Origin of the sequence: Paenibacillus sp. EKM211P, assembly GCF_011066175.1 — a bacterium.
In the GTDB taxonomy this organism is placed as follows: Bacteria; Bacillota; Bacilli; order Paenibacillales; family Paenibacillaceae; genus Paenibacillus; species Paenibacillus polymyxa.
The window spans coordinates 421,363-440,567 of sequence record NZ_JAAMNS010000004.1; the positions used below are offsets into that span (position 1 = coordinate 421,363).

The 19,205-nt window shown below is 46.2% G+C and carries 19 protein-coding genes; 13 read left to right on the plus strand and 6 right to left on the minus strand.

Features of this window, described 5'->3' with window-relative positions; all coding sequences use genetic code 11:
• Positions 1–53 precede the first annotated feature (53 nt).
• Positions 54–800, minus strand: a complete 747-nt coding sequence (locus G9G57_RS10235) for an RluA family pseudouridine synthase (RefSeq protein WP_017427596.1) — start codon at positions 798–800, stop codon at positions 54–56.
• An 8-nt stretch (positions 801–808) separates the two neighbouring features.
• Positions 809–1,672 (minus strand): class I SAM-dependent methyltransferase, encoded by an 864-nt coding sequence (locus G9G57_RS10240; RefSeq protein ID WP_013371574.1) that lies wholly within the window; start codon positions 1,670–1,672, stop codon positions 809–811.
• A 449-nt stretch (positions 1,673–2,121) separates the two neighbouring features.
• Here G9G57_RS10240 and G9G57_RS10245 point away from each other — a divergent pair, with 449 nt between their 5' ends.
• The 10 genes from G9G57_RS10245 to G9G57_RS10290 all read left to right on the plus strand — a co-directional run bounded on the left by G9G57_RS10245 (position 2,122) and on the right by G9G57_RS10290 (position 13,109).
• Entirely contained in the window at positions 2,122–2,580 is a 459-nt protein-coding gene (locus tag G9G57_RS10245; protein WP_016822119.1) for a flavodoxin, read from the plus strand.
• A gap of 20 nt (positions 2,581–2,600) precedes the next feature.
• On the plus strand, positions 2,601–3,413 hold the full coding sequence (locus G9G57_RS10250) for a hypothetical protein (protein ID WP_107733465.1): 813 nt from the start codon (positions 2,601–2,603) through the stop codon (positions 3,411–3,413).
• A 358-nt stretch (positions 3,414–3,771) separates the two neighbouring features.
• Positions 3,772–4,425 carry an HlyD family secretion protein gene (locus tag G9G57_RS10255; protein ID WP_107733466.1) on the plus strand — a complete coding sequence of 218 codons (654 nt, stop codon included), beginning with the start codon at positions 3,772–3,774 and terminating at the stop codon, positions 4,423–4,425.
• A 15-nt stretch (positions 4,426–4,440) separates the two neighbouring features.
• Entirely contained in the window at positions 4,441–5,958 is a 1,518-nt protein-coding gene (locus G9G57_RS10260; RefSeq protein WP_016822117.1) for a DHA2 family efflux MFS transporter permease subunit, read from the plus strand.
• 71 nt (positions 5,959–6,029) lie between these two features.
• Entirely contained in the window at positions 6,030–7,496 is a 1,467-nt protein-coding gene (locus G9G57_RS10265) for an efflux RND transporter periplasmic adaptor subunit (RefSeq protein WP_107733467.1), read from the plus strand.
• 223 nt (positions 7,497–7,719) lie between these two features.
• A complete protein-coding gene (locus G9G57_RS10270; protein WP_107733468.1) occupies positions 7,720–8,562 on the plus strand; it encodes an STM4015 family protein in 843 nt (280 codons plus the stop codon).
• Between the two features lie 67 nt (positions 8,563–8,629).
• A complete protein-coding gene (locus G9G57_RS10275; RefSeq protein WP_107733469.1) occupies positions 8,630–9,964 on the plus strand; it encodes an STM4014 family protein in 1,335 nt (444 codons plus the stop codon).
• Entirely contained in the window at positions 9,964–10,746 is a 783-nt protein-coding gene (locus G9G57_RS10280; RefSeq protein WP_017427603.1) for an STM4013/SEN3800 family hydrolase, read from the plus strand. Before G9G57_RS10275 ends, G9G57_RS10280 begins: the two co-directional genes overlap by 1 nt.
• A 69-nt stretch (positions 10,747–10,815) precedes the next feature.
• Positions 10,816–12,243 (plus strand): STM4012 family radical SAM protein, encoded by a 1,428-nt coding sequence (locus tag G9G57_RS10285; RefSeq protein ID WP_107733470.1) that lies wholly within the window; start codon positions 10,816–10,818, stop codon positions 12,241–12,243.
• On the plus strand, positions 12,240–13,109 hold the full coding sequence (locus G9G57_RS10290; protein WP_164964901.1) for an STM4011 family radical SAM protein: 870 nt from the start codon (positions 12,240–12,242) through the stop codon (positions 13,107–13,109). Before G9G57_RS10285 ends, G9G57_RS10290 begins: the two co-directional genes overlap by 4 nt.
• 95 nt (positions 13,110–13,204) lie before the next feature.
• On the opposite strand, the gene G9G57_RS10295 is transcribed toward G9G57_RS10290, so the two are convergent.
• The 4 genes from G9G57_RS10295 to G9G57_RS10310 all read right to left on the minus strand — a co-directional run bounded on the left by G9G57_RS10295 (position 13,205) and on the right by G9G57_RS10310 (position 15,475).
• Positions 13,205–13,483 carry a YxcD family protein gene (locus tag G9G57_RS10295; protein WP_017427605.1) on the minus strand — a complete coding sequence of 93 codons (279 nt, stop codon included), beginning with the start codon at positions 13,481–13,483 and terminating at the stop codon, positions 13,205–13,207.
• Positions 13,484–13,486: 3 nt separating this feature from the next.
• Positions 13,487–13,942: a hypothetical protein gene (locus G9G57_RS10300; protein ID WP_016822109.1), complete on the minus strand. Its 456-nt coding sequence runs from the start codon at positions 13,940–13,942 to the stop codon at positions 13,487–13,489.
• Between the two features lie 160 nt (positions 13,943–14,102).
• Entirely contained in the window at positions 14,103–14,669 is a 567-nt protein-coding gene (locus tag G9G57_RS10305; RefSeq protein ID WP_016822108.1) for a PadR family transcriptional regulator, read from the minus strand.
• Between the two features lie 242 nt (positions 14,670–14,911).
• Positions 14,912–15,475 (minus strand): beta-class carbonic anhydrase, encoded by a 564-nt coding sequence (locus tag G9G57_RS10310; RefSeq protein WP_016822107.1) that lies wholly within the window; start codon positions 15,473–15,475, stop codon positions 14,912–14,914.
• A 173-nt stretch (positions 15,476–15,648) separates the two neighbouring features.
• On the opposite strand from G9G57_RS10310, the gene G9G57_RS10315 reads away from it, so the two are divergent.
• The 3 genes from G9G57_RS10315 (at position 15,649) to G9G57_RS10325 (ending at position 19,204) form a co-directional block, all read left to right on the plus strand.
• On the plus strand, positions 15,649–17,166 hold the full coding sequence (locus tag G9G57_RS10315; protein WP_107733473.1) for a carboxypeptidase M32: 1,518 nt from the start codon (positions 15,649–15,651) through the stop codon (positions 17,164–17,166).
• A 143-nt stretch (positions 17,167–17,309) separates the two neighbouring features.
• Positions 17,310–18,395, plus strand: a complete 1,086-nt coding sequence (locus tag G9G57_RS10320) for an ABC transporter substrate-binding protein (protein WP_107733474.1) — start codon at positions 17,310–17,312, stop codon at positions 18,393–18,395.
• The gene (locus tag G9G57_RS10325) at positions 18,392–19,204 is read left to right on the plus strand and encodes an ABC transporter ATP-binding protein (protein WP_016822104.1); all 813 of its coding nucleotides are present in this window, start codon (positions 18,392–18,394) and stop codon (positions 19,202–19,204) included. The genes G9G57_RS10320 and G9G57_RS10325 overlap by 4 nt, the downstream gene beginning before the upstream one ends.
• Position 19,205: the final 1 nt, after the last annotated feature.

A 19,205-nucleotide genomic window follows, 5' to 3' on the forward strand; every position in this document is an offset into this window, starting at 1 on the left:
CCCGCATTGCATGTTTGTTTACATGCAGTGCGGGTTCTTTGTGGTAAGTCTACTCAATTATCCGAAGCAATCATTGTATCATAAAGCGACAAGGGCCACTTACTCCAAGGAAATTGGACAGGAGGCAGTGAGTGGAAGCTCATTGCTTCCTTGCTGACCGGATGCGGTGCTCCAGCGAGCAAGGACCAGAGGGCCAGTTGTTGACCGGGGCGGCTCAGATTACCGCCATATTTTTGGTCCCCATAGAGGGGACAGCCGATTGCCTGCATCTGTACACGAATTTGGTGCGAGCGTCCGGTGTGCAGCTTAATTTTCACAAGACTGAGTCCAGCAGCTTGTCCGGCAACCTGGTATTCCAAAATGGCTTCCTTGGCACCAGCCGTGCCGGGTCGAACCGTTTTGACCGTGTTGGTACGGCTGTCCTTAAGCAGGTAATGGGTTAGACGGCCTTGGAGGGCCTCAGGAACGCCATTCAGAACGGCTGTATACAGCTTGTGAAAATGACGGCTTCGAACCGATTCTGACAAACGAGAAGCCGCTTTGGACGTTTTAGCAAAAATCATGGCTCCACCTACAGGTCGATCCAGCCTGTGCACTAAACCCAAAAAGACGTTACCAGGCTTATTGTGTCTGATTTTCAGATCTTCCTTGAGTAAAGACAGCAGATCGGGATCGCCGCTGGCATCCTCCTGTGTCGGAACATTGACAGGCTTTACAACCGCCAGGACATGATTGTCCTCATATAGGACGGGAATATTCGGCTGTGCATGCTCTTGCCGAGTAAGTTCATTTTGATTCATAAGAGGAATTAAGCCTCCCAGCGTCCGAGAATACCACAAGGCAAATTCAATCCAGAGCGTGTGATCGGCAATCCGATTTCACCGGCGCTAATTTGTCCGCCATACTTTTGTTGCATCGTCATGCTCAGCATGTTACGCAATACAGTAGGTGAAATACCTGTCGTGTAGGAGTTGATCAGCATGAACAAGGGTTGGTCCGAAATGATGCTCATGCAGGATTCGAGAAACGGATACAAGCTTTCTTCCAGCTTCCAGGTTTCTCCGTTAGGTCCACGTCCATAAGAAGGAGGGTCCATAATAATGGCATCATAACGGTTGCCCCGACGTTGTTCCCGTTGCACAAACTTGAACACGTCGTCTGTAATGAAGCGTACCGGTCGGTCAGCCAGACCGGACAATTGAACGTTTTCCTTTGCCCACTGCACCATACCTTTGGCTGCATCCACGTGAACTACACTGGCTCCGGCATACGCTGCGGCAGTAGTGGCTCCTCCCGTGTATGCAAACAGATTCAATACGGAAATAGGTCTACCTGCGCCTTTAATTTTATCCATCATCCAGCTCCAGTTGGCGGCTTGCTCTGGGAAAAGACCAGTATGCTTAAAGCTGGTCGGTTTAATGTGGAATTTAAGCGGTCCATAGCTAATCGTCCAACGCTCGGGGATAGGCTTTTTCATATCCCATTGGCCGCCCCCGGAAGAGCTGCGGTGATAATGCCCATGAACATTACGCCATTCGGCTGTTTCCTGGGTCAAAGGCCATATGATTTGCGGATCGGGACGACGCAGGACAATATTACCCCAACGTTCCAGCTTTTCACCACCGCCTGTATCCATTACTTCATAGTCTTTCCACTCTTGTGCTACATACATGTACAATCCATCCTTCAGCAGTCAATTCGGGATTTAGACAGCAAGCTGCGCAAAATCCCCACATGGAGTCTATTGTACAACAAACCTTAGCAACAATCGAATGGTTCCATGAATAAGTAAGTAGTGAAATGGAACGAAAATATTTTTTTCGGATATACTTGTAATTAGAGCGCTTCCATATTAAAATGAAATCAATCCCACTTGTACGTACAACTATTCGATTTTCATTCTATTTATGAAAAGGAGATTTGGTTGTACGTACATAATATTTTTACAACAATCCATAGTTTTTAATAGTGAACAGTCGCATATAATGCGACTTTTTTGCGTATATGTTTACCAAAATACACTTCATGCTTAAAATTTTTATTTGACAATGAGAATCATTATCAAATATTATTTGATTAATAGGGAGTGAAAGCATCCCATATTTCAAATAAAGGTGAGGGATGAACTTGGGTAAAATCATGATTGCTTATGCTAGCATGACCGGTAATACAGAGGAAATCGCGGAATTGATCGCCGAGGGTGTTCGTCAGGCAGGGCATGAGGCAGAGTTGAAGGCTTCGTATGATTGCAGCGCGCAAGAATTGCTCGCATATGACGGATTTCTGTTGGGTGTATATACATGGGGAGATGGTGAGCTTCCTGATGAATTTTTAGATTTTTACGAGGAACTAGACGAGCTTGATCTGTCTGGTAAAAAGACTGCTGTATTTGGCAGTGGAGATACATCTTATACACAATTCTGTGGCGCAGTGGACTTGGTAGAGGAAAAAGTCAAAGAACGCGGCGCATCAGTCATTCAGGAGAGTTTGAAGATTGAATTCAATCCACTCGATGATGAGAAAGAGAATTGTCGAGCTTACGGAAGACAATTTGCGCAGGCTGGCATTGGAGTGTCCTGAGAAGAGAGTGAGGGATAGGTATGCGCAATAGCGATAGCTTAAGCGGCTTTCCTCTTCTGCACGACTATCAGCTTGAAGAGATGTGGAGAACTCCGCAGTCAATCCATCAATCACAGAGAAAACGAGGGCGTGAGGGTTGGAATTGGCGGCAAAGGGTTCAATATGCGATAGGGCATGCGCTGAACGAATACTTTGGAATGGAAGTAGAGGTACGGCGAGAAGTCCCTGTTCAGTATGTGCTGGAGAAGTGGTGGCCTAAGCAGTCGAACAGTTTTGAATCTTTGTTCCATTACTGGGATGTCAAAAATAAAGTGTCAGGCGAGTTGTCAAAAATATGTGCCTTAAATAATGACTTATTGGTGCCTGTGATGTTGTATGAACAATTTTGTACAGCGGTACCTGAGTTGGAGGTCGATATTTCGCTGATTATTCAGGCAGCCTGGCAACAATCAGAACAAGCGGATTCATTGCTGATTCAAAAGTATATGGTGGACTACAACCCTAACGTTATTAGTACATTTCATCATTTAACAAATGTATTTTGTTATTATGCATTTGGAGCTCTTCCTCAGCTTATCGAAGTATACTGTCTGCTAGAAGGGAAGAAGGTTCGTTTTCTTCCTGGTTTGGCTTCTTTACAGCAATCTTTGGATTACGTACGACTACTAAAAGACTCCAGAGAGGATATGCATGGTACGGCAGAACGCTGTCGTTGCAGGGGATGTATGGGGCAGCAAGCTTCTCAGCAGAACAGAGCGAATAAGGACAAGAAGGAAGAGCGGGAGGCGAAAAACTGTAGGGATCGGTCAGTTGGACCTACGCTTTTCTCTTAGGATTATTGTGTGAACCTTTAAATGTAAACTATCCCTTTTCATGAAAGAGCCTTGGAAACAAGGTTCTTTTTTGTGAAAAAAAATTCTGAAAAAACTGAAAATTTATATTGCCTGAATAGATAAATATATCTATAATATTTCAATGTACAATAGTTATATGAAAATATTTAAATATAATGAAGACGGTTTGTGGACTATGGATCAGCTTGTCTTACGTACATAAACAAGTCCTGTCTTGTGCATGGCTCGCTGCCATGTGTTTATTTATGCTTTACATTTGGTTTAATGGCCTAATATTTCAATTTTAAAATATTAGCGTTGAATAATAAAAATTTTTTGGACAACAGGGGTGGAACAAGTGAGTAAGAAAACTGTATTGCCGATTCTCATCGTGCTGCTCATTCTGAGTGGTGGAGCTATTGGCTACTATTATTGGTATCAGGCAACACACTTTGTTAAAAGTGACGATGCGCGCATTCAAGCCGATCAGTATAAGGTAATGCCGCAAATCTCCGGTGAGATTAGCCAAATTGATGTTGAAGAAGGAGATGTGCTGCAACGCAATGAACCGATTGCCGAGCAAGATGTATCAGGACTGGATGCAAGCATGATCAGCAAGTCTGTACTGCGTGCGCCGATTAACGGAACTGTTATTAAGATTTATTCGAAAGAGCATGAAATTGGAACACCGGGTAGTGCTGTAGCGACTATGGTTGATATGAACAACCTGTATGTATCCACGAATATTGAAGAAACCGATATTAACCGTATTAAACCAGGACAGCTTGTTGACATTACGCTTGATGCAGCAGGCGATCAGGTCATTCAGGGTAAGGTTCGTAAAGTGGGCGAAGCTTCCAATGCAGTGTTTTCGCTCGTTCCTGCTGTGAACACAAGTGGTAACTTTAATAAGGTGACTCAACGTGTACCTGTAGAAATTGCTGTGAACAAGCCGAAGGACATGAAGCTTATCCCTGGGACGAACGTGGAAGTAAAAATTCATACATCTTAAAAAGGAGGGGTCCATGTGGCTGCCAATGAAACTGCTGCTGCTCCTTCGACAGATTCTTCCAAAGAACGCTGGCTTGCCTTTTTTGCTATCGTTTTAGGCGCCTTTGTCGCCATTCTGAACAACAGTCTGATCAACGTCGCCATTCCACGATTGACGACGGATTTAGGGTCAACGACGACACGTATTCAGTGGGTTATTACAGGTTACACGCTTGCATCCGGCGTAATCGTCCCGATTACCGGATATATGGAGCAGCGTATCGGGTACAAAAAGTTTTTGATTCTTGCGCTCAGCGTGTTCTCACTGGGAACAGGAATATGTATTTTTGCATGGAGTGATTCTTCCCTGATTGCAGCGCGTGTACTGGCTGGTCTGGGCGGCGGTGTCATTATGCCGCTGAGTATGACGATTATTTACAAAATCATGCCGCGTGAACAAATCGGGATGTCCCTTGGTATATGGGGGATCGCCGCAATGGCCGCACCAGCTGTAGGGCCTACGCTGAGTGGCTACTTAATTGAATGGTTTAACTGGCGTTTCTTGTTTATTGTCAGTCTGCCGGTTGCTTTATTTGCCATTTTAATGGTCATCCTTCTCATCAAGGAGCCGCCTAAGGTTACGCCGAAACCGTTTGATCTGCCAGGATTTTTACTAGCGGCAACCTGTGCAGGAACACTCTTGTACGCACTGACAAACGGCCAGCGTGATGGCTGGACTTCTTTTGGGATTGTATCTCTGCTGTTTATTTCTTTCTGGGCACTTGTCTTTCTCATCTATGTAGAAAGCGGCAAGGATAATGCTGTAATTGAAATTTCATTATTCAAAAATTCAAAATATACGATTAGTGTTATCGCCTCCAGTCTGGTCATGATGGGGATGTATGGAGGAACGTTCCTTACACCGTTGTTTTTGCAAAATATTCAGCGCGTGTCACCGATTGATACTGGTATTATCCTCATTCCACAGGCCATTGCCATGGCGGCCATGATGCCTATCGCCGGGAAGCTGTTTGATAAGTTCGGCATTGTGCCTTTGGGACTTGTAGGCCTGACACTAACCAGCTTTATGACCTATCATCTTCATCAGCTTACGCCAGATACTTCGCATGCCTGGTTGGAAACCGTAATGGCATTACGAGGTCTGGGAATTGGTATTTGCATGATGCCATTGTCCACGGTCGGCATGAATGCTGTTCATCCGAGCAAGGTAGCCAATGCGTCTACAGCGTCCAATCTTGTACGTACTGTGGCTGCATCTATGGCGATTGCGGTACTGACCGCCATTATGCAAAGCCGTTCAGCTGCTCATGCCCAGCAAATTTCGGAGTCCATTACACAGGACTCAGCTCATACGCTACAGGCGACATTGGGTAGCTCATGGATGTCATCCATAAGTAGTTTAATCACACTGGATGCTACATCGAGAGGAATTGGGGATACGTTCCTCATTTCATCTATACCGCTGTTTTGCACGATTCCACTCATCTTTTTGTTTATTCAGAGGAAGAAAGCAAAGACACAGCCGGAAGCTTAATAAAGAGAAATACAAAAATATCGACTGGATGGCTTACATTATTTCCACGGACAGAAAGAAAGGGAATTATCATGAAAATATTGAGAGTAGAAAGTACATTAGCGGCTTTAGTCCTCGGCGGCGCAGTGCTGGCAGGCTGCTCCAGTAATAGCGGAGCGGCTCAGGACATGGTCGTTCCAGTTAAAATTAGTCAAGCACAGCAGGGGATTATCGGACAGGGAAATATTTATACAGGTACGGTAACACCTTCGGAAACCGTCAATATTGTGCCTAAAGTAGGCGGTAAAGTGGTTGAGCTGCCTGTGGATATTGGTTCTGAGGTTAAAAAGGGCCAAGTCCTCTTCAAGCTTGATGATAAGGATATGCGTAACAATGTTGCAAAAGCTCGCGCCGCAGCAGCAGCCGCAGCAGCTGGCGTAAGTACTGCTCAAGCATCCCATGAATCAACGATGGTTCAAGCAACTTCGGGCTTAGTGCAGTCCAAGAGCGGTGTGATTCAATCCCAAAGCGCAATCAATCAGGCTCAGGGGGCTATTAATCAAGCAACTACAGCCGTAGAACAAGCGACACATGGTGTTTCCTCGGCAGCCAATACGGTGAAACAAACACAGCAAGCTTTGGCAGATGCACAAAAGAATGTAACACGTACACAAAGTCTGTTTGATGCTGGTGCGAGCACCCAAGCACAATTAGAACAAGCAAAAACCGCAGTTGTGAATGCGGAAGCGGCTTATAATAATGCACAAAATGCGCAGGCTAATGCAAAAGACCAATTGATAGCTGCTCAAAAGGCTCTAACTACAGCCCGTAACAGCTATGATACAGCAAAAAATAGCTACAGTAATGCTAACAGCGGCTACAGCAATGCGCAGAATCAGCTTAAAGTATCTCAAAATACGGCTGGCATCCAGTCTAGCCAACAATCTCTTAAGCAGGCACAACTGAATGTAAACATTGCTCAGGATGCATTGGATGACACCGTTGTTACATCACCGATCAACGGTATTGTGGGTACGAAAAATGCAGAAGTGGGCGAAATGGTATCCGCTCAGTCTCCTGCGCTAGTCATTGCTAACCTGAGTACGGTCAATACATTGATTTATGTCCCTGCGGAACAGATCAACAATGTAAAAGCAGGTGACAAGGTACAGGTTCGTGTTGCAGCTTCCAACATTGTAACAACAGGTACAGTAAAAAATGTAAGCCCGTTGGATGCAAGCGGAAAAGGTTATCCTGTAAAAATCTCAGTAGCCAATCCAGACATGAAACTGAAATCCGGCATGTTGGCTGATATCAGCTTTGTCGCTGCCAATGCGCAAGAAGGCATTGTTGTTCCTACTGCGGCAGTTCAAAAGGATCAAGGTAAAGAATATGTATATGTAGTAAGCGGCGACCATGCGAAACGCAAGGAAGTGAAAACTGTTCAAACGACAGGCTCACAAACACTCATTACCAGTGGCTTGAGCAAGGAAGAGAATGTGATCGTGAATAATCTGGCATTGCTGTCCGATAACTCACCGATTACAATTACCCAATAACTTGGTTCTAAACTTGCGTTCTTTATAATAGTAGAAATTTATTATGGATACATTCCAAGGCAGCCCGCAATTGGGCTGTCTTGTTTTTATTTCATTTGCACATTTTACATAGGGTTAATGTCGATCTGGGACTTTTTTTGACGAACATTGGTAGAATAGGATAGACTAAATTGGAAATAGATAGTTTACGAGATCTCAGACAAGCGATCGGAGGAATTGTGAGATGGAAGTGAAATTGGTTGTAGATTATGAAGCTTATGAGAATGGCCAAACGATGGCTAAATCTATTGAGGAACTGGCAGCCAAGCCGGAGAGTGCCCAAGTTACGGATCTGATCATTGGAGATTGGGGCGGCGCCTATGAAAATTCACCAGATGATTTTATACCCGTGTTAGTGAGGCTAAAAGATCAATTTCCTAAGGTGCGCAAGCTGTTTATTGGTGATATGGAATATGATGAGTGTGAGGTATCATGGATTAACCAAACGAATCTGTCCCCGCTGTTAGAAGCGTTTCCAAAGCTTGAATCCTTACATATTAAAGGAAGCCAGGATCTGAGCTTGGAACCCCTTCGCCATAATCATCTTCAAGAATTGGTTATTATTTGTGGCGGTCTACCTGTGAGCGTCCTTCAGCAAATCCGTAATGCCGAACTGCCTGAACTGCGCAAGCTGGAGCTGTATTTGGGTGTCGAGGATTATGGTTTTGACGGTAAACTGGAAGATATTTTACCGTTTTTGGACAGCAATCCTTTTCCAAAACTTACATACTTGGGACTCAAAGACAGTGAGATACAGGATGAAATTGCCATTGCTGCTGCTAATGCCCCTGTGATTGGACAACTGGAAGTGCTGGATCTCTCACAAGGTACTTTGTCTGATCAAGGAGCAGAAGCGTTGCTGGGTAGTGAAAGTATAAAAGGACTGAAACATCTGGATTTGAGCTATCATTATATGTCTAGTGAAATGATGGGGCGCTGGAAAAACTCAGGTTTATCTGTGAACGTAGAAGATCAACAAGAAGCAGATGAAGAAGATGATTGGCGCTATCCATCACTGACAGAGTAATTTGCTCCAATGGATTTCTAAAACGGATTGACTTTAAAATTAAAAAGAATAAAAGTGAGGCGGCTCTATGATGAAGATGTGGGATAGTAATGTCAACGAGCCGTTTATCTTGTTCGGTAATTCGGGGAATCGTCGAACTACGGGGCTGCAGGAAGCACGAAGCAGATTAATGCTTCCGTCAGCTCTGGAGGTCTCCTATACAGATGTGTTGGGGGCCATTCGAGAGAAGCAAAGTCTGAGCGAACTGATGGTCAGGATAGCTGCACAAGCTGCGCAAGATAGCGTGAATGGCAGTGTCCAATTGCAAGAGAGCATTGATCAATTATTGAAAGGTCGGGTGGACAGAGGCCCGCTGCTACGTCTGGATGCACCGGGCGAAAACTATGAGGTAGAGCGGGAGTTGATTGCTCTGGGCGCCCCGGATGCCGAGGGAGATGATTCTCTGTTGCCATGGCCGGAATGGGCACATGGCACAGGTATACTAGCGGCAGAAGCGCGCCGTTTGCAGGAACAGCGTGGTCGCATTTGGCACCCGGCACAATGGTTCCGGGGCTATTGCCGACTGCTGGCTTGGCTGCGGCATGAAGTAGATCGGCTCTGGCCTTCGTCGCGCTGGATGAACGATCCTGCGGAAGTAGCCGTCATGTTTGACAAACGGCGTTGTAGCGCCGTATTAGACCAGGCAGACATCAGAGTCCCGCCTGTGCTTACAGCTTCAGGCGGTGCTTTTCGTGATGCTGTTGATCTGCATGCAGCTATGAAAGAGAGTGGGTTTCACCGCGTATTTGTGAAAATATTTTGCGGGTCAGGCGCTTCTGGTGTCATGGCTTATCAGGTACATCCCAAAACGCATGCAGAGCTGGCGGTGACTACGATTGGAACAGAGATCATACACGGACAGCGAGTGTACTATAATGCCGGACGATTGCGTCGTTATACAGACAAGCAGGATATTCATGCCATCCTTAACTGGCTATGTTCGGAAGGGGTACATGTGGAACGCTGGATTCCCAAAGCGACCTTGAACGGACGTGTTTATGATGTGCGTCAACTCGTGTGTGAATCAGAGGCTTGTCATGCGGTTTTACGTTTGAGCCACAGCCCTATTACAAATCTACATTTGCGTAATGAGCGACTCTTGCTGGAGGAAGCCGAACTACCACAAAGTACGGTGGAATCGGTTCAGCATACTGCAAAAGCCGCCATGAGGGTCTTTCCGGCGTCCATGGTTGCTGGACTGGATGTGCTTGTTCCGGCTCACGGTGGTCGTCCCTACGTATTGGATGTTAATCCGTTCGGTGATTTACTGTACCGGGTTGAACATCAGGGTTGGAATCCATATGAATGGGAAATGTTGCACCTTGCTAATAGGAGCGTAGTTTTGGAAAGGAAAGACAGATAATGACTGATATGAATCAAATTGTTGGCTCTCATGATATTGTCATGATTACGCTGGATACCCTGCGTTATGATGTAGCCAAGCTGGAGGAAGAAAACTGTCCGAATTTATGCGGCTCCGGGTCGTGGGAAAAGCGCCATACACCAGGGAGCTTTACATATGCTGCACACCATGCTTTTTTTGGCGGATTTTTACCGACCCCGGCCAATACGGATAAGGCTTCACATGTCAGGCTGTTTCACACAAAAGATACGGGACTGCGTACGCATCCACATACCTGGCTGTTCGATGCTCCGGACATTGTGTCCGGGCTGGAGAACGAGGGCTATCGGACCATCTGTATCGGCGGCGTTATATTTTTTACGAAGAAGAACAAGCTGGCCAAGGTGCTGCCCGGATATTTTCAAGAGAGCTACTGGCGCATGAACTTTGGCGTTACCAACCCTCGTTCAACAGAGCATCAGGTGAATCATGCCTTGAAGCTGTTGGAAAAGGCAGACCCTGCACAGCGTTTGTTTTTGTTTATGAATGTATCAGCCATCCATGGGCCTAATCATTATTTTGTAAAGGGTTCTTCAAAAGATTCAGTAGAGTCTCAACGAGCAGCTTTGCGGTATGTGGATGGTGAACTTGGACGCTTGTTTGATGCTTTGCGGAAGCGTGGCAAGACGTTTTGCATGGCTTTTTCCGATCATGGTACAGCTTATGGGGAAGACGGCTACGAAGGGCATCGCCTGGCGCATGAGGTAGTGTGGAATGTGCCTTACCGCGAATTTATACTGTAGGACAAAAAGAAACGTAGTTTGCACTGGTAAATGATCAACAATCCAATCCAGCGCGAGGAAGGAGCAGAAATGAAAGCCATGAATCTGAATCACCTGCATCCAATGGGCCCAGCAACCCAGACTTCTCCGGGAATGGACACTAATTTAGTAACGTCTAGATTTCAGTGGCCGGATACTCCTGTAGAATGGGCACGTGCGATCCGAGAAGCTCCCTATCGCTCCTATCTGTATTCTTACCCGCATAAAACGGCCTATCGTTCGTTCGATACACCGCTCCCATTGCAGAAATTGTGGGAGAAAGAAGAGTTAGAAAGCTATTTTTTGTATATGCATATACCGTTTTGCGCAGCTCGCTGTGGATTTTGTAACCTGTTCACTTTGCCGGACAAGCGTCAGGATGTGCATAAGGAGTATGTGGATGCGCTAGAAAGACAAGCTCGGCAATGGGCTCCAATTATGGGGGGTCGGCCTTTTTCGCGTTTTGCGATTGGCGGTGGTACACCGACCTTATTGGAGGCTCCTTTGGTGGAGCGTTTATTTGACATTGCGGAAAATATTATGGGATTGGACCCCAAGCGAGCTTCTATTTCAGTTGAAACCTCTCCAGACACTGTAACTGAGGATAGGCTGGAAGTGCTCAAGCGCCGCGGTACAGATCGTGTCAGCATGGGAATCCAGAGCTTTGTGGAATCAGAAAGTGCCGCCATATACCGACCTCAGAAGCCAAAGCTTGTTAGAGAGGCGCTTGAACGGCTGGTAGAATACAATTTTCCTTTGCTCAACGTGGATCTGATCTATGGCCTGCCTGGTCAAACGGTGGAAACCTGGCTGTATTCTCTGGAGGAAGCTCTGTCTTATTCGCCAGGAGAGATTTTTCTTTACCCGTTATACATTCGTGAAAATACGATTTTAAAGCCTGGCTATACCGGGCTGGATCATGATATTCGCCTTAGCTTGTATGAAGTAGCGCGTGAACGGCTCAAACAGGCAGGATATGTACAATATTCCATGCGCCGTTTTGCTAAAAATGAGGGTACATCCAGCAAAGAGCTTTTGCCCTACAGTTGCCAGGAGGAGGGCATGGCTGGATTGGGGTGCGGAGCACGCTCTTATACACGCGATGTACACTATGCCAGCCGGTATGGTGTCAGTACAGCAGCCACACGTAGTATTATCGCGGATTATGTGGCGGCGGAGCGTCATGATCTGGCTGACTACGGCTTTATTTTAAATGCGGATGAGCGTAAGCGGCGCTTTATTCTGAAGGCACTTCTTCATCGGGAAGGTTTGGAACTATGCGCCTATGCAGAGCGCTTCGGTGTATCCCTGGAAGACGATTTTACAGGAATGTCACTGCTGCTAGAATCGGGTATGGCTGTGGTCGAGGAGGGCACGCTTCGACTTACGGAGGAAGGAATGGCCTATTCCGATGCGATTGGGGACTGGATGATTTCCACATCAGTACGTGAGCGTATGGAAGGATATGTAGGCGCATGAGAGCGACCTTATATTATCGTGGTTCGTTGACCTCATGCAACTATGCTTGCCCTTACTGCCCATTCAGTAAAAACGTCGATAGTCGGGAAACGTTGAACAAGGATCGGGCGCAGTTGGAGCGTTTTGCTGATTGGGTACGGGAGCAGGGGGCTTTAGGGCACCAGCTCTCCATTTTTTTTAATCCGTACGGAGAAGCCTTGATTCATTCCTGGTATCGTAAGGCTATGATTGAGTTTTCTCACATGGCGCATGTGGAAAAAGTGGCCGTACAGACGAACCTTTCGGCTAAGCTGGATTGGACAAAAGAACTAAATCCAGAGACGGCTGCGCTGTGGGCTACATATCATCCTGGAGAAACCAAAGAGCAAGCTTTTATATCGCAGGCTATGAAGCTATATGAACTTGGCATTTCCTATAGTGTCGGTACAGTTGGATTGAGACAGGCGTTCCCGGCTATTCGTTCTTTGCGGGCGCAACTTCCAAAAGAAGTGTATATGTGGGTCAACGCCTACAAGGACCGACCCCATTATTATACGGATGCCGAGGTTGCCGAATTAACTGCGATAGATCCCTATTTCCAATGGAATTTAAAGGATTATAGTAGCCAGGGGCGAGCATGTCGCGCGGGAGCAGATGTATTCTACGTCCAAGGTGACGGGCGAGTAAAACACTGCTATCAGGATCGACGTGTGATTGGGCACCTGTACAGAGACGGTCTGGAGGGGCTGAGCGCCCAGCGTCCGTGCCGGATGAAAGAATGTGGCTGTTATATCGGTTATATCCATATGGAAGAGCATCCATTTCGAGAAATGTATGGTAGTGGTTTGCTTGAAAGGGTGCCGCGTACAACCATGATGATCCATTAGACAAAAAAGAGAAAAAAAGAGCCGCCCTTGCCATCAGGCAAAGAGCGGTTCTTCTGTTTGGAAATAAGTTTGTACGATTGTCCTATGCAATTTAATTAAGTTTGGACAATAGCAGTAATTTCTTCATCCAGATCCAATCTGACCTGCTCGCGATAGGCACGAATATTGTATTCGGAATGAAGATATCTCAGAATCGCTTCTATCATATTAGCTTCCACTAGATATTGACTGCGTCCCTGGACATGAACTTCGGCTGTATAGCCTGTATCTTCATCCCAGCTTAGCTCCACAACCACATCGGTTGGTTGTACGCCCTTGCGTTCAGCCATATGCAGGCAAATGGCATTGACAATCTCATCCATGCTTAAAATCATAACTTAGTAACGTCCTCCACGAGAATCATCTGGTCTACGGCGATTTTTGATAGCTCGGTAGATACCTACACCAACCATAATCAGAACATAAATAGCTAGAACGTTAACGACCAGACCAAGCAAGCTACCCAATGCACCCATGTTGCCGAACAATCCGCCAAAGAGCATACCAGCCAAGCCGCCCAGCATCATACCTTTGAGGAACCCGCCACCGCCACCAAGGAACCCACCGGTTCTGCTTGTGTTGCCCGTAGTAGCACTAGATTTAGTTCCACTATCAGACTTATTGATGCCGCTGCTGTCATTCGCTTTGCTTGGTGTAGATTGGTATGATTTTGGTCCGGATTTAAATCCGCCACCACGCCTTGCATCAGCTGTAGATGGTGCGATCATAGCAATGAGTAGGGTGAAAGCCATCATCAGCATCATCATATTTTTCAAAGTGAATGTCTTTTTCATGTAAATATAATCCCCCTTAGTAATTTGTGTTATAGGTCAAACAACCGCTTACCCGTAATACGATATAGCATGGAAAAGGGTTTCAAAGAATTTTAAATTTTAAAAAATTAAACGATAACGTACATAAATCCCATACACGGATTGATAAAAACGTTCAGCTTTAGGGTTTAAGTAAAAACGGATTCGTGTCCGCTCTGACATCACCGGCAAGCAGCATGCGCAGCACCATTTGGCACCATTCCAGGCCTGCTCTAGCATTTAAAAGCCCTTTTTGCACTAAAATATAGTCACCGAAATTCTTACTGCCAAAGTGTAAATTTTCTGCGGGAATGTCGTTCAGTATATCCTCTAGATGCTGGATTTTCTGAATAAAATAACGTTTACGTTCTTCCAGCATACGATTGGCGCTCGTTTTGTCCGTCAACCAGAGACAGAATAATCGAAGGCTTAATTCGTCCCGTGTAACCGGAGCAGCTAACGTTTCCTGAGACCATTGCTGAAGCATATGGATTCCCTTGTCGGTAATGGTATACATTTTTTTATCAGGCTTGTCGGATTGCTGAATCCATCGGGAGGCTAGCAGTTCCTTGCTCTCCATACGGGCCAGTAGCGGATAGATCTGACTGTGCTTGGCCTGCCAAAAAGGCTGTATACGCAGCATCAGATCATAGCCGGAGGATTCCTCTCTGGCGAGTAGCCCCAACAGACCATACGATAGTAAATTCATATATCTTATCTCCTTCATCCATCTTAGTGACGGTTGTAACAGCTCTGCGGCAGATCATCTGCGGCTTCATAAAAAGTGTACACTGAAACTGTATGGTTTGACAACTTTCACACTGGTCGTTCACAGGTTAGCCAAAATTAGCTGGGGGCATTCTGTATGTATATGTGCTTTTTTTCATAGAAACAGGGTAGTTTAAGCACGTATGTACGCGCCTGAACTACCCCGGTAACTAGATATAGTGTTTACTGGTTATTCCCATCAACAACAAGTGTTAACGCTCCTGTATCTGGATGTATTACCATGCCATGAACGGGCGTATTCGGAGGGAGAAGGGGATGGTTTTTAATAAGCTTCACTGTAGTCTGTACCCCTTCTTCAATGTTGTCAAAACCTTTTAACCATTTATTCAGCTTAATACCTGAATTCTCCAATGTACTCAGCACTTCCTGCGAAATTCCGCGATCAAGCATTTCATTAACCATGTGATCAGCGTTTAATGCAGCCATACCGCATTCATAATGACCTACAACGAGCACTTCGTCTGCTCCCAGCTCGTATAGAGCGACTAGCACACTGCGCATTACGCTTCCAAAAGGCTGTGAAATAATTGCACCCGCATTTTTGATGATTTTGACATCACCGTTACGCAGGTTCATGGCTTTGGGGAGCAACTCCGTTAGCCGCGTATCCATACAGGTTATGATAACCATTTTTTTATTAGGGAACTTGCCTGTTCTATAGGCCTCGTATTCTTTGTTTTCTACGAAAACACGATTGTACTCTAAAATTTCTTGGATGTGATCCACGATTGTTCCCTCCAGATTCTAATAAAGTTTAATATGTACCGCCCAACGTTTGATCCAGGTATTAGGAGCTGGTCGTACATGTTGTGTGTTGATTATACTTTTTAATATAATTATCATCAAGTATAGGTATCTAAAAATTTTAACCATTTTAAGTTAAAGAGGTGTCTCTAATTATGGAGCAACAAACGTTGGATCAATGGACGGCTTTAAAGGAAATTGCACACAAAATCAGTGGTTACGGCGAAGCAGTCGGCTTGCTGCACTGGGATTTACGGACAGGCGCTCCACGCAAGGGCGTTGACATCCGGTCGGAGACGTTGGGCATGCTGTCCACGGAAATGTTCAAGCTGATGATCTCGGATGAAATGGGGCAGTTGCTACAATTTTTTGCCGCAAAAGACAAGCTGGAGCAACTGGAAGACAATGATCGCAGACTGGTAGAGGAATGTCGCAAAAATTATGACCTGAATCGTTCGGTTCCGGCAGACCGCTACCGGGAGTATAGCATTTTAGCGGCTCAGGCGGAAAGCAAGTGGGAGGAAGCAAAGGAACATAGCGACTTTGCCGGATTCGAACCGTACTTGTCTAAAATCGTAGACATGAAGCGCGAGTTTATCGGTTACTGGGGGGTTAAGGATACAGAGTACGACACACTTTTGGATCAATATGAGCCAGGGATGACGGTTGAAAAGCTGGATGCGGTCTTTGATCGTCTCAAAAAGCGCCTTGTACCCCTATTGTCTAAAATTCAGGCTTCACCCAATCAGCCGGATAAAAGCTTTTTAGACGGTGTATTTGATGTAAAGCAGCAGGAAAAGTTCAGTCTGTTCATTTTAGGTCAGATGGGTTATGACTTTGACGCAGGTCGTTTGGATGAGAGTGTGCATCCCTTTGCGACAGGCTTAAATCCAGGTGATGTGCGTATAACAACACATTATTTGCAAGATGATGTAACCAGTGCTATTTTCAGCTCGCTGCATGAAGGAGGCCATGCACTGTACGAACAAAATATTGCTCCTGAGCTAGCAGGATCACTACTGTCCGGAGGAACCTCTATGGGGATACATGAATCCCAGTCCCGCTTGTGGGAAAATAAAATCGGACGCAGTCGTGCTTTCTGGGATCGGTATTACGATGATCTGCAAAAGCATTTTCCTGATCGTTTGGCGAAGGTCACGGCTGAGCAATTTTACCGGGCAGTCAACCGCGTGGAAAATTCATTGATTCGTATTGAAGCGGATGAGCTGACATATAATTTACATATTATTGTCCGCTATGAAATTGAGAAAATGCTGTTTAATGAAAAGCTGGATGTAAAGCGTCTCCCTGAGGTGTGGAATGCAAAATATAAAGAATACCTGGGACTTCTTCCCTCGAGCGATGGGCTGGGCGTACTTCAAGACGTTCACTGGTCCGGTGGTGACTTTGGCTATTTTGCTTCGTACTCGCTTGGCAATATGTATGCAGCGCAAATTTTGGCGACTCTGCGCAAAGAGCTGCCGAACCTAGATGAGCTGATTGCTGCTGGTGAGCTGGAGCCGATTAAGCAATGGTTGACAGAACGGATTTACCGTTACGGCAAGAGTCGGACGCCGTCTGAGTTGATTGTAGCCATTACAGGTGAGGATCTGAATCCCGATTATCTCGCCGACTATCTGGAAGAGAAATATACATCCATATACAAGCTGTGATTTAGAAGTTGTTATATAATCACACACAAAAACCCCGCGTTCTTAGGCAAATGCGGGGTTTTTGTGTGCGATTAACCATTATATCGACAGCCGCATAACAATATATGAAGTCAACGATGCAAAAAGGTGGGGAGGGAACAAGGATGAAAAACGGCACTCGTTTCAAAGCAGTGGTGGCTGCGGCACTACTCGGATTACTGTTGCTCAGTGGGTGTGCCCCCAAAGGGGAGCAAACGATTGAGATCAGACTTGGCGAGGTAGCCCGTACGGTCTTTTATGCGCCGCAGTATGTAGCCTTGAGCCAGGGGATGTTTGCTCAGGAGGGACTGGATGTTCAGCTGGCTACGATCCCTGGGGGAGACAAGGCGATGACGGCGTTGTTGTCCAATCAGGCGGATATCGCGCTGATCGGCGCAGAAACATCTATTTATGTGTATCAGCAAGGAGCAGAGGACCCTATCATTAATTTCGCCCAGCTGACACAGAAGGACGGAACCTTTTTGTTTGCTCGGCAAACGCAGGATAGCTTTGACTGGGAAAAGCTGAAACAACAAAATTTTCTGGGACAACGCAAGGGCGGAATGCCACAAATGTCACTTGAATTTACGCTTCGCAAACACGGCATTGATCCTCATAAGGATCTGAAGCTGATTCAAAATATTGATTTTGCCAATGTCGCCTCTGCTTTTGGCTCAGGTACAGGGGATTACGTACAGCTGTTTGAGCCACAGGCATCTATTTTTGAAAAGGAAGGTCGGGGGAGGGTGGTTGCCTCCATCGGCGTAGAGAGTGGCGAGTTGCCATATACGGTATATATGGCGAAGCAAAGCTATCTAAGCACCAATAGCGAGGCCGCTCAGAAATTTACAAATGCCATATATCGGGCACAACAGTGGATTGCTGCGCATTCACCTGAACAGATCGCCGAAGCAATTACGCCTTATTTTAAAGATACAGAATTAGCTGTTTTGACGAGTAGCATCAAGCGCTACAAGGAACAGAGTACCTATGCTATGAACCCGATGATTGAGGAAAAGGAATGGAAGAATTTACAGGATGTCATGGCCTCGGCAGGTGAGCTGAAAAGCCCTGTTGCACTAGATAAGCTGGTCAACTCAAGCTTTGCAAAACAGGCGATCTCCTCCAACTCTATCGGGAATACTGAGACAGATGTGAAAAAGAGCGCAACTGCTACGGATACAGCTGTCGATGCTGGAGGTTCACCATGATGGAGGAACAGAGTGGTCTCACTGCGGATGTGACGATCCCGATGGTGAGAATGGAGCAAGTGACCCATGTGTATGTAACAGATCGGGAAGCTTCACTTGCGGTTGAGAATATCGATTTTTCCGTAAATACAGGGGAGTTTGTCAGTTTAGTCGGTCCAAGCGGCTGTGGCAAAACGACGATTCTGTCTATGATCGCCGGGCTGCTGCGTCCAGCGGCAGGTCAAGTTATGCTGCAAGGTCAGCCGGTAAGTGGCCCGAGCCCTGAGGTCGGTTACATGTTGCAGCAGGATTATCTCTTCCCGTGGCGGACGATCATGGATAACGCATTGTTAGGTCTGGAACTAAGCAACAGAGTAGATGAAGCTGCGCGTGAGCGTACACGGTTATTGCTGGAAGGCATGGGTCTGGGAGGAAAGGAGCATTTGCATCCATCCCAGTTGTCTGGAGGAATGCGCCAGCGTGTGGCGCTGGTACGGACGCTGGCGACTAATCCGGGACTGCTGCTGCTGGATGAACCGTTCTCCGCGCTGGATTATCAAACCAAGCTACAGCTGGAGGACCTTGTTGTGCAAACCTTGCGGGAGCGAGAGAAAACGGCGATTTTAGTCACGCACGATTTGGCCGAGGCGATTGCAGTCAGCGACCGGGTTATAGTGATGGGGCGAAATCCTGGTCATATTCGGCGTACCTTTGAAATTCCGGATTCCATCCGGGAAGCCCAGCCTTTTTATGCACGCGAGCAGCCGGGCTTTAATGAGCTTTTTCATGAAATATGGGGGGAACTGGAGGCTTCGGGAGCAAAGGAGTGAG

Bases quoted from the DNA above. Each gene is read 5' to 3' on its own strand.
- G9G57_RS10235 (WP_017427596.1), bottom strand. From the start codon at position 800: ATGAATCAAAATGAACTTACTCGGCAAGAGCATGCACAGCCGAATATT.
- G9G57_RS10240 (WP_013371574.1), bottom strand. From the start codon at position 1,672: ATGTATGTAGCACAAGAGTGGAAAGACTATGAAGTAATGGATACAGGC.
- G9G57_RS10245 (WP_016822119.1), top strand. From the start codon at position 2,122: ATGAACTTGGGTAAAATCATGATTGCTTATGCTAGCATGACCGGTAAT.
- G9G57_RS10250 (WP_107733465.1), top strand. From the start codon at position 2,601: ATGCGCAATAGCGATAGCTTAAGCGGCTTTCCTCTTCTGCACGACTAT.
- G9G57_RS10265 (WP_107733467.1), top strand. From the start codon at position 6,030: ATGAAAATATTGAGAGTAGAAAGTACATTAGCGGCTTTAGTCCTCGGC.
- G9G57_RS10270 (WP_107733468.1), top strand. From the start codon at position 7,720: ATGGAAGTGAAATTGGTTGTAGATTATGAAGCTTATGAGAATGGCCAA.
- G9G57_RS10275 (WP_107733469.1), top strand. From the start codon at position 8,630: ATGATGAAGATGTGGGATAGTAATGTCAACGAGCCGTTTATCTTGTTC.
- G9G57_RS10280 (WP_017427603.1), top strand. From the start codon at position 9,964: ATGACTGATATGAATCAAATTGTTGGCTCTCATGATATTGTCATGATT.
- G9G57_RS10285 (WP_107733470.1), top strand. From the start codon at position 10,816: ATGAAAGCCATGAATCTGAATCACCTGCATCCAATGGGCCCAGCAACC.
- G9G57_RS10290 (WP_164964901.1), top strand. From the start codon at position 12,240: ATGAGAGCGACCTTATATTATCGTGGTTCGTTGACCTCATGCAACTAT.
- G9G57_RS10295 (WP_017427605.1), bottom strand. From the start codon at position 13,483: ATGATTTTAAGCATGGATGAGATTGTCAATGCCATTTGCCTGCATATG.
- G9G57_RS10300 (WP_016822109.1), bottom strand. From the start codon at position 13,942: ATGAAAAAGACATTCACTTTGAAAAATATGATGATGCTGATGATGGCT.
- G9G57_RS10305 (WP_016822108.1), bottom strand. From the start codon at position 14,669: ATGAATTTACTATCGTATGGTCTGTTGGGGCTACTCGCCAGAGAGGAA.
- G9G57_RS10315 (WP_107733473.1), top strand. From the start codon at position 15,649: ATGGAGCAACAAACGTTGGATCAATGGACGGCTTTAAAGGAAATTGCA.
- G9G57_RS10320 (WP_107733474.1), top strand. From the start codon at position 17,310: ATGAAAAACGGCACTCGTTTCAAAGCAGTGGTGGCTGCGGCACTACTC.
- G9G57_RS10325 (WP_016822104.1), top strand. From the start codon at position 18,392: ATGATGGAGGAACAGAGTGGTCTCACTGCGGATGTGACGATCCCGATG.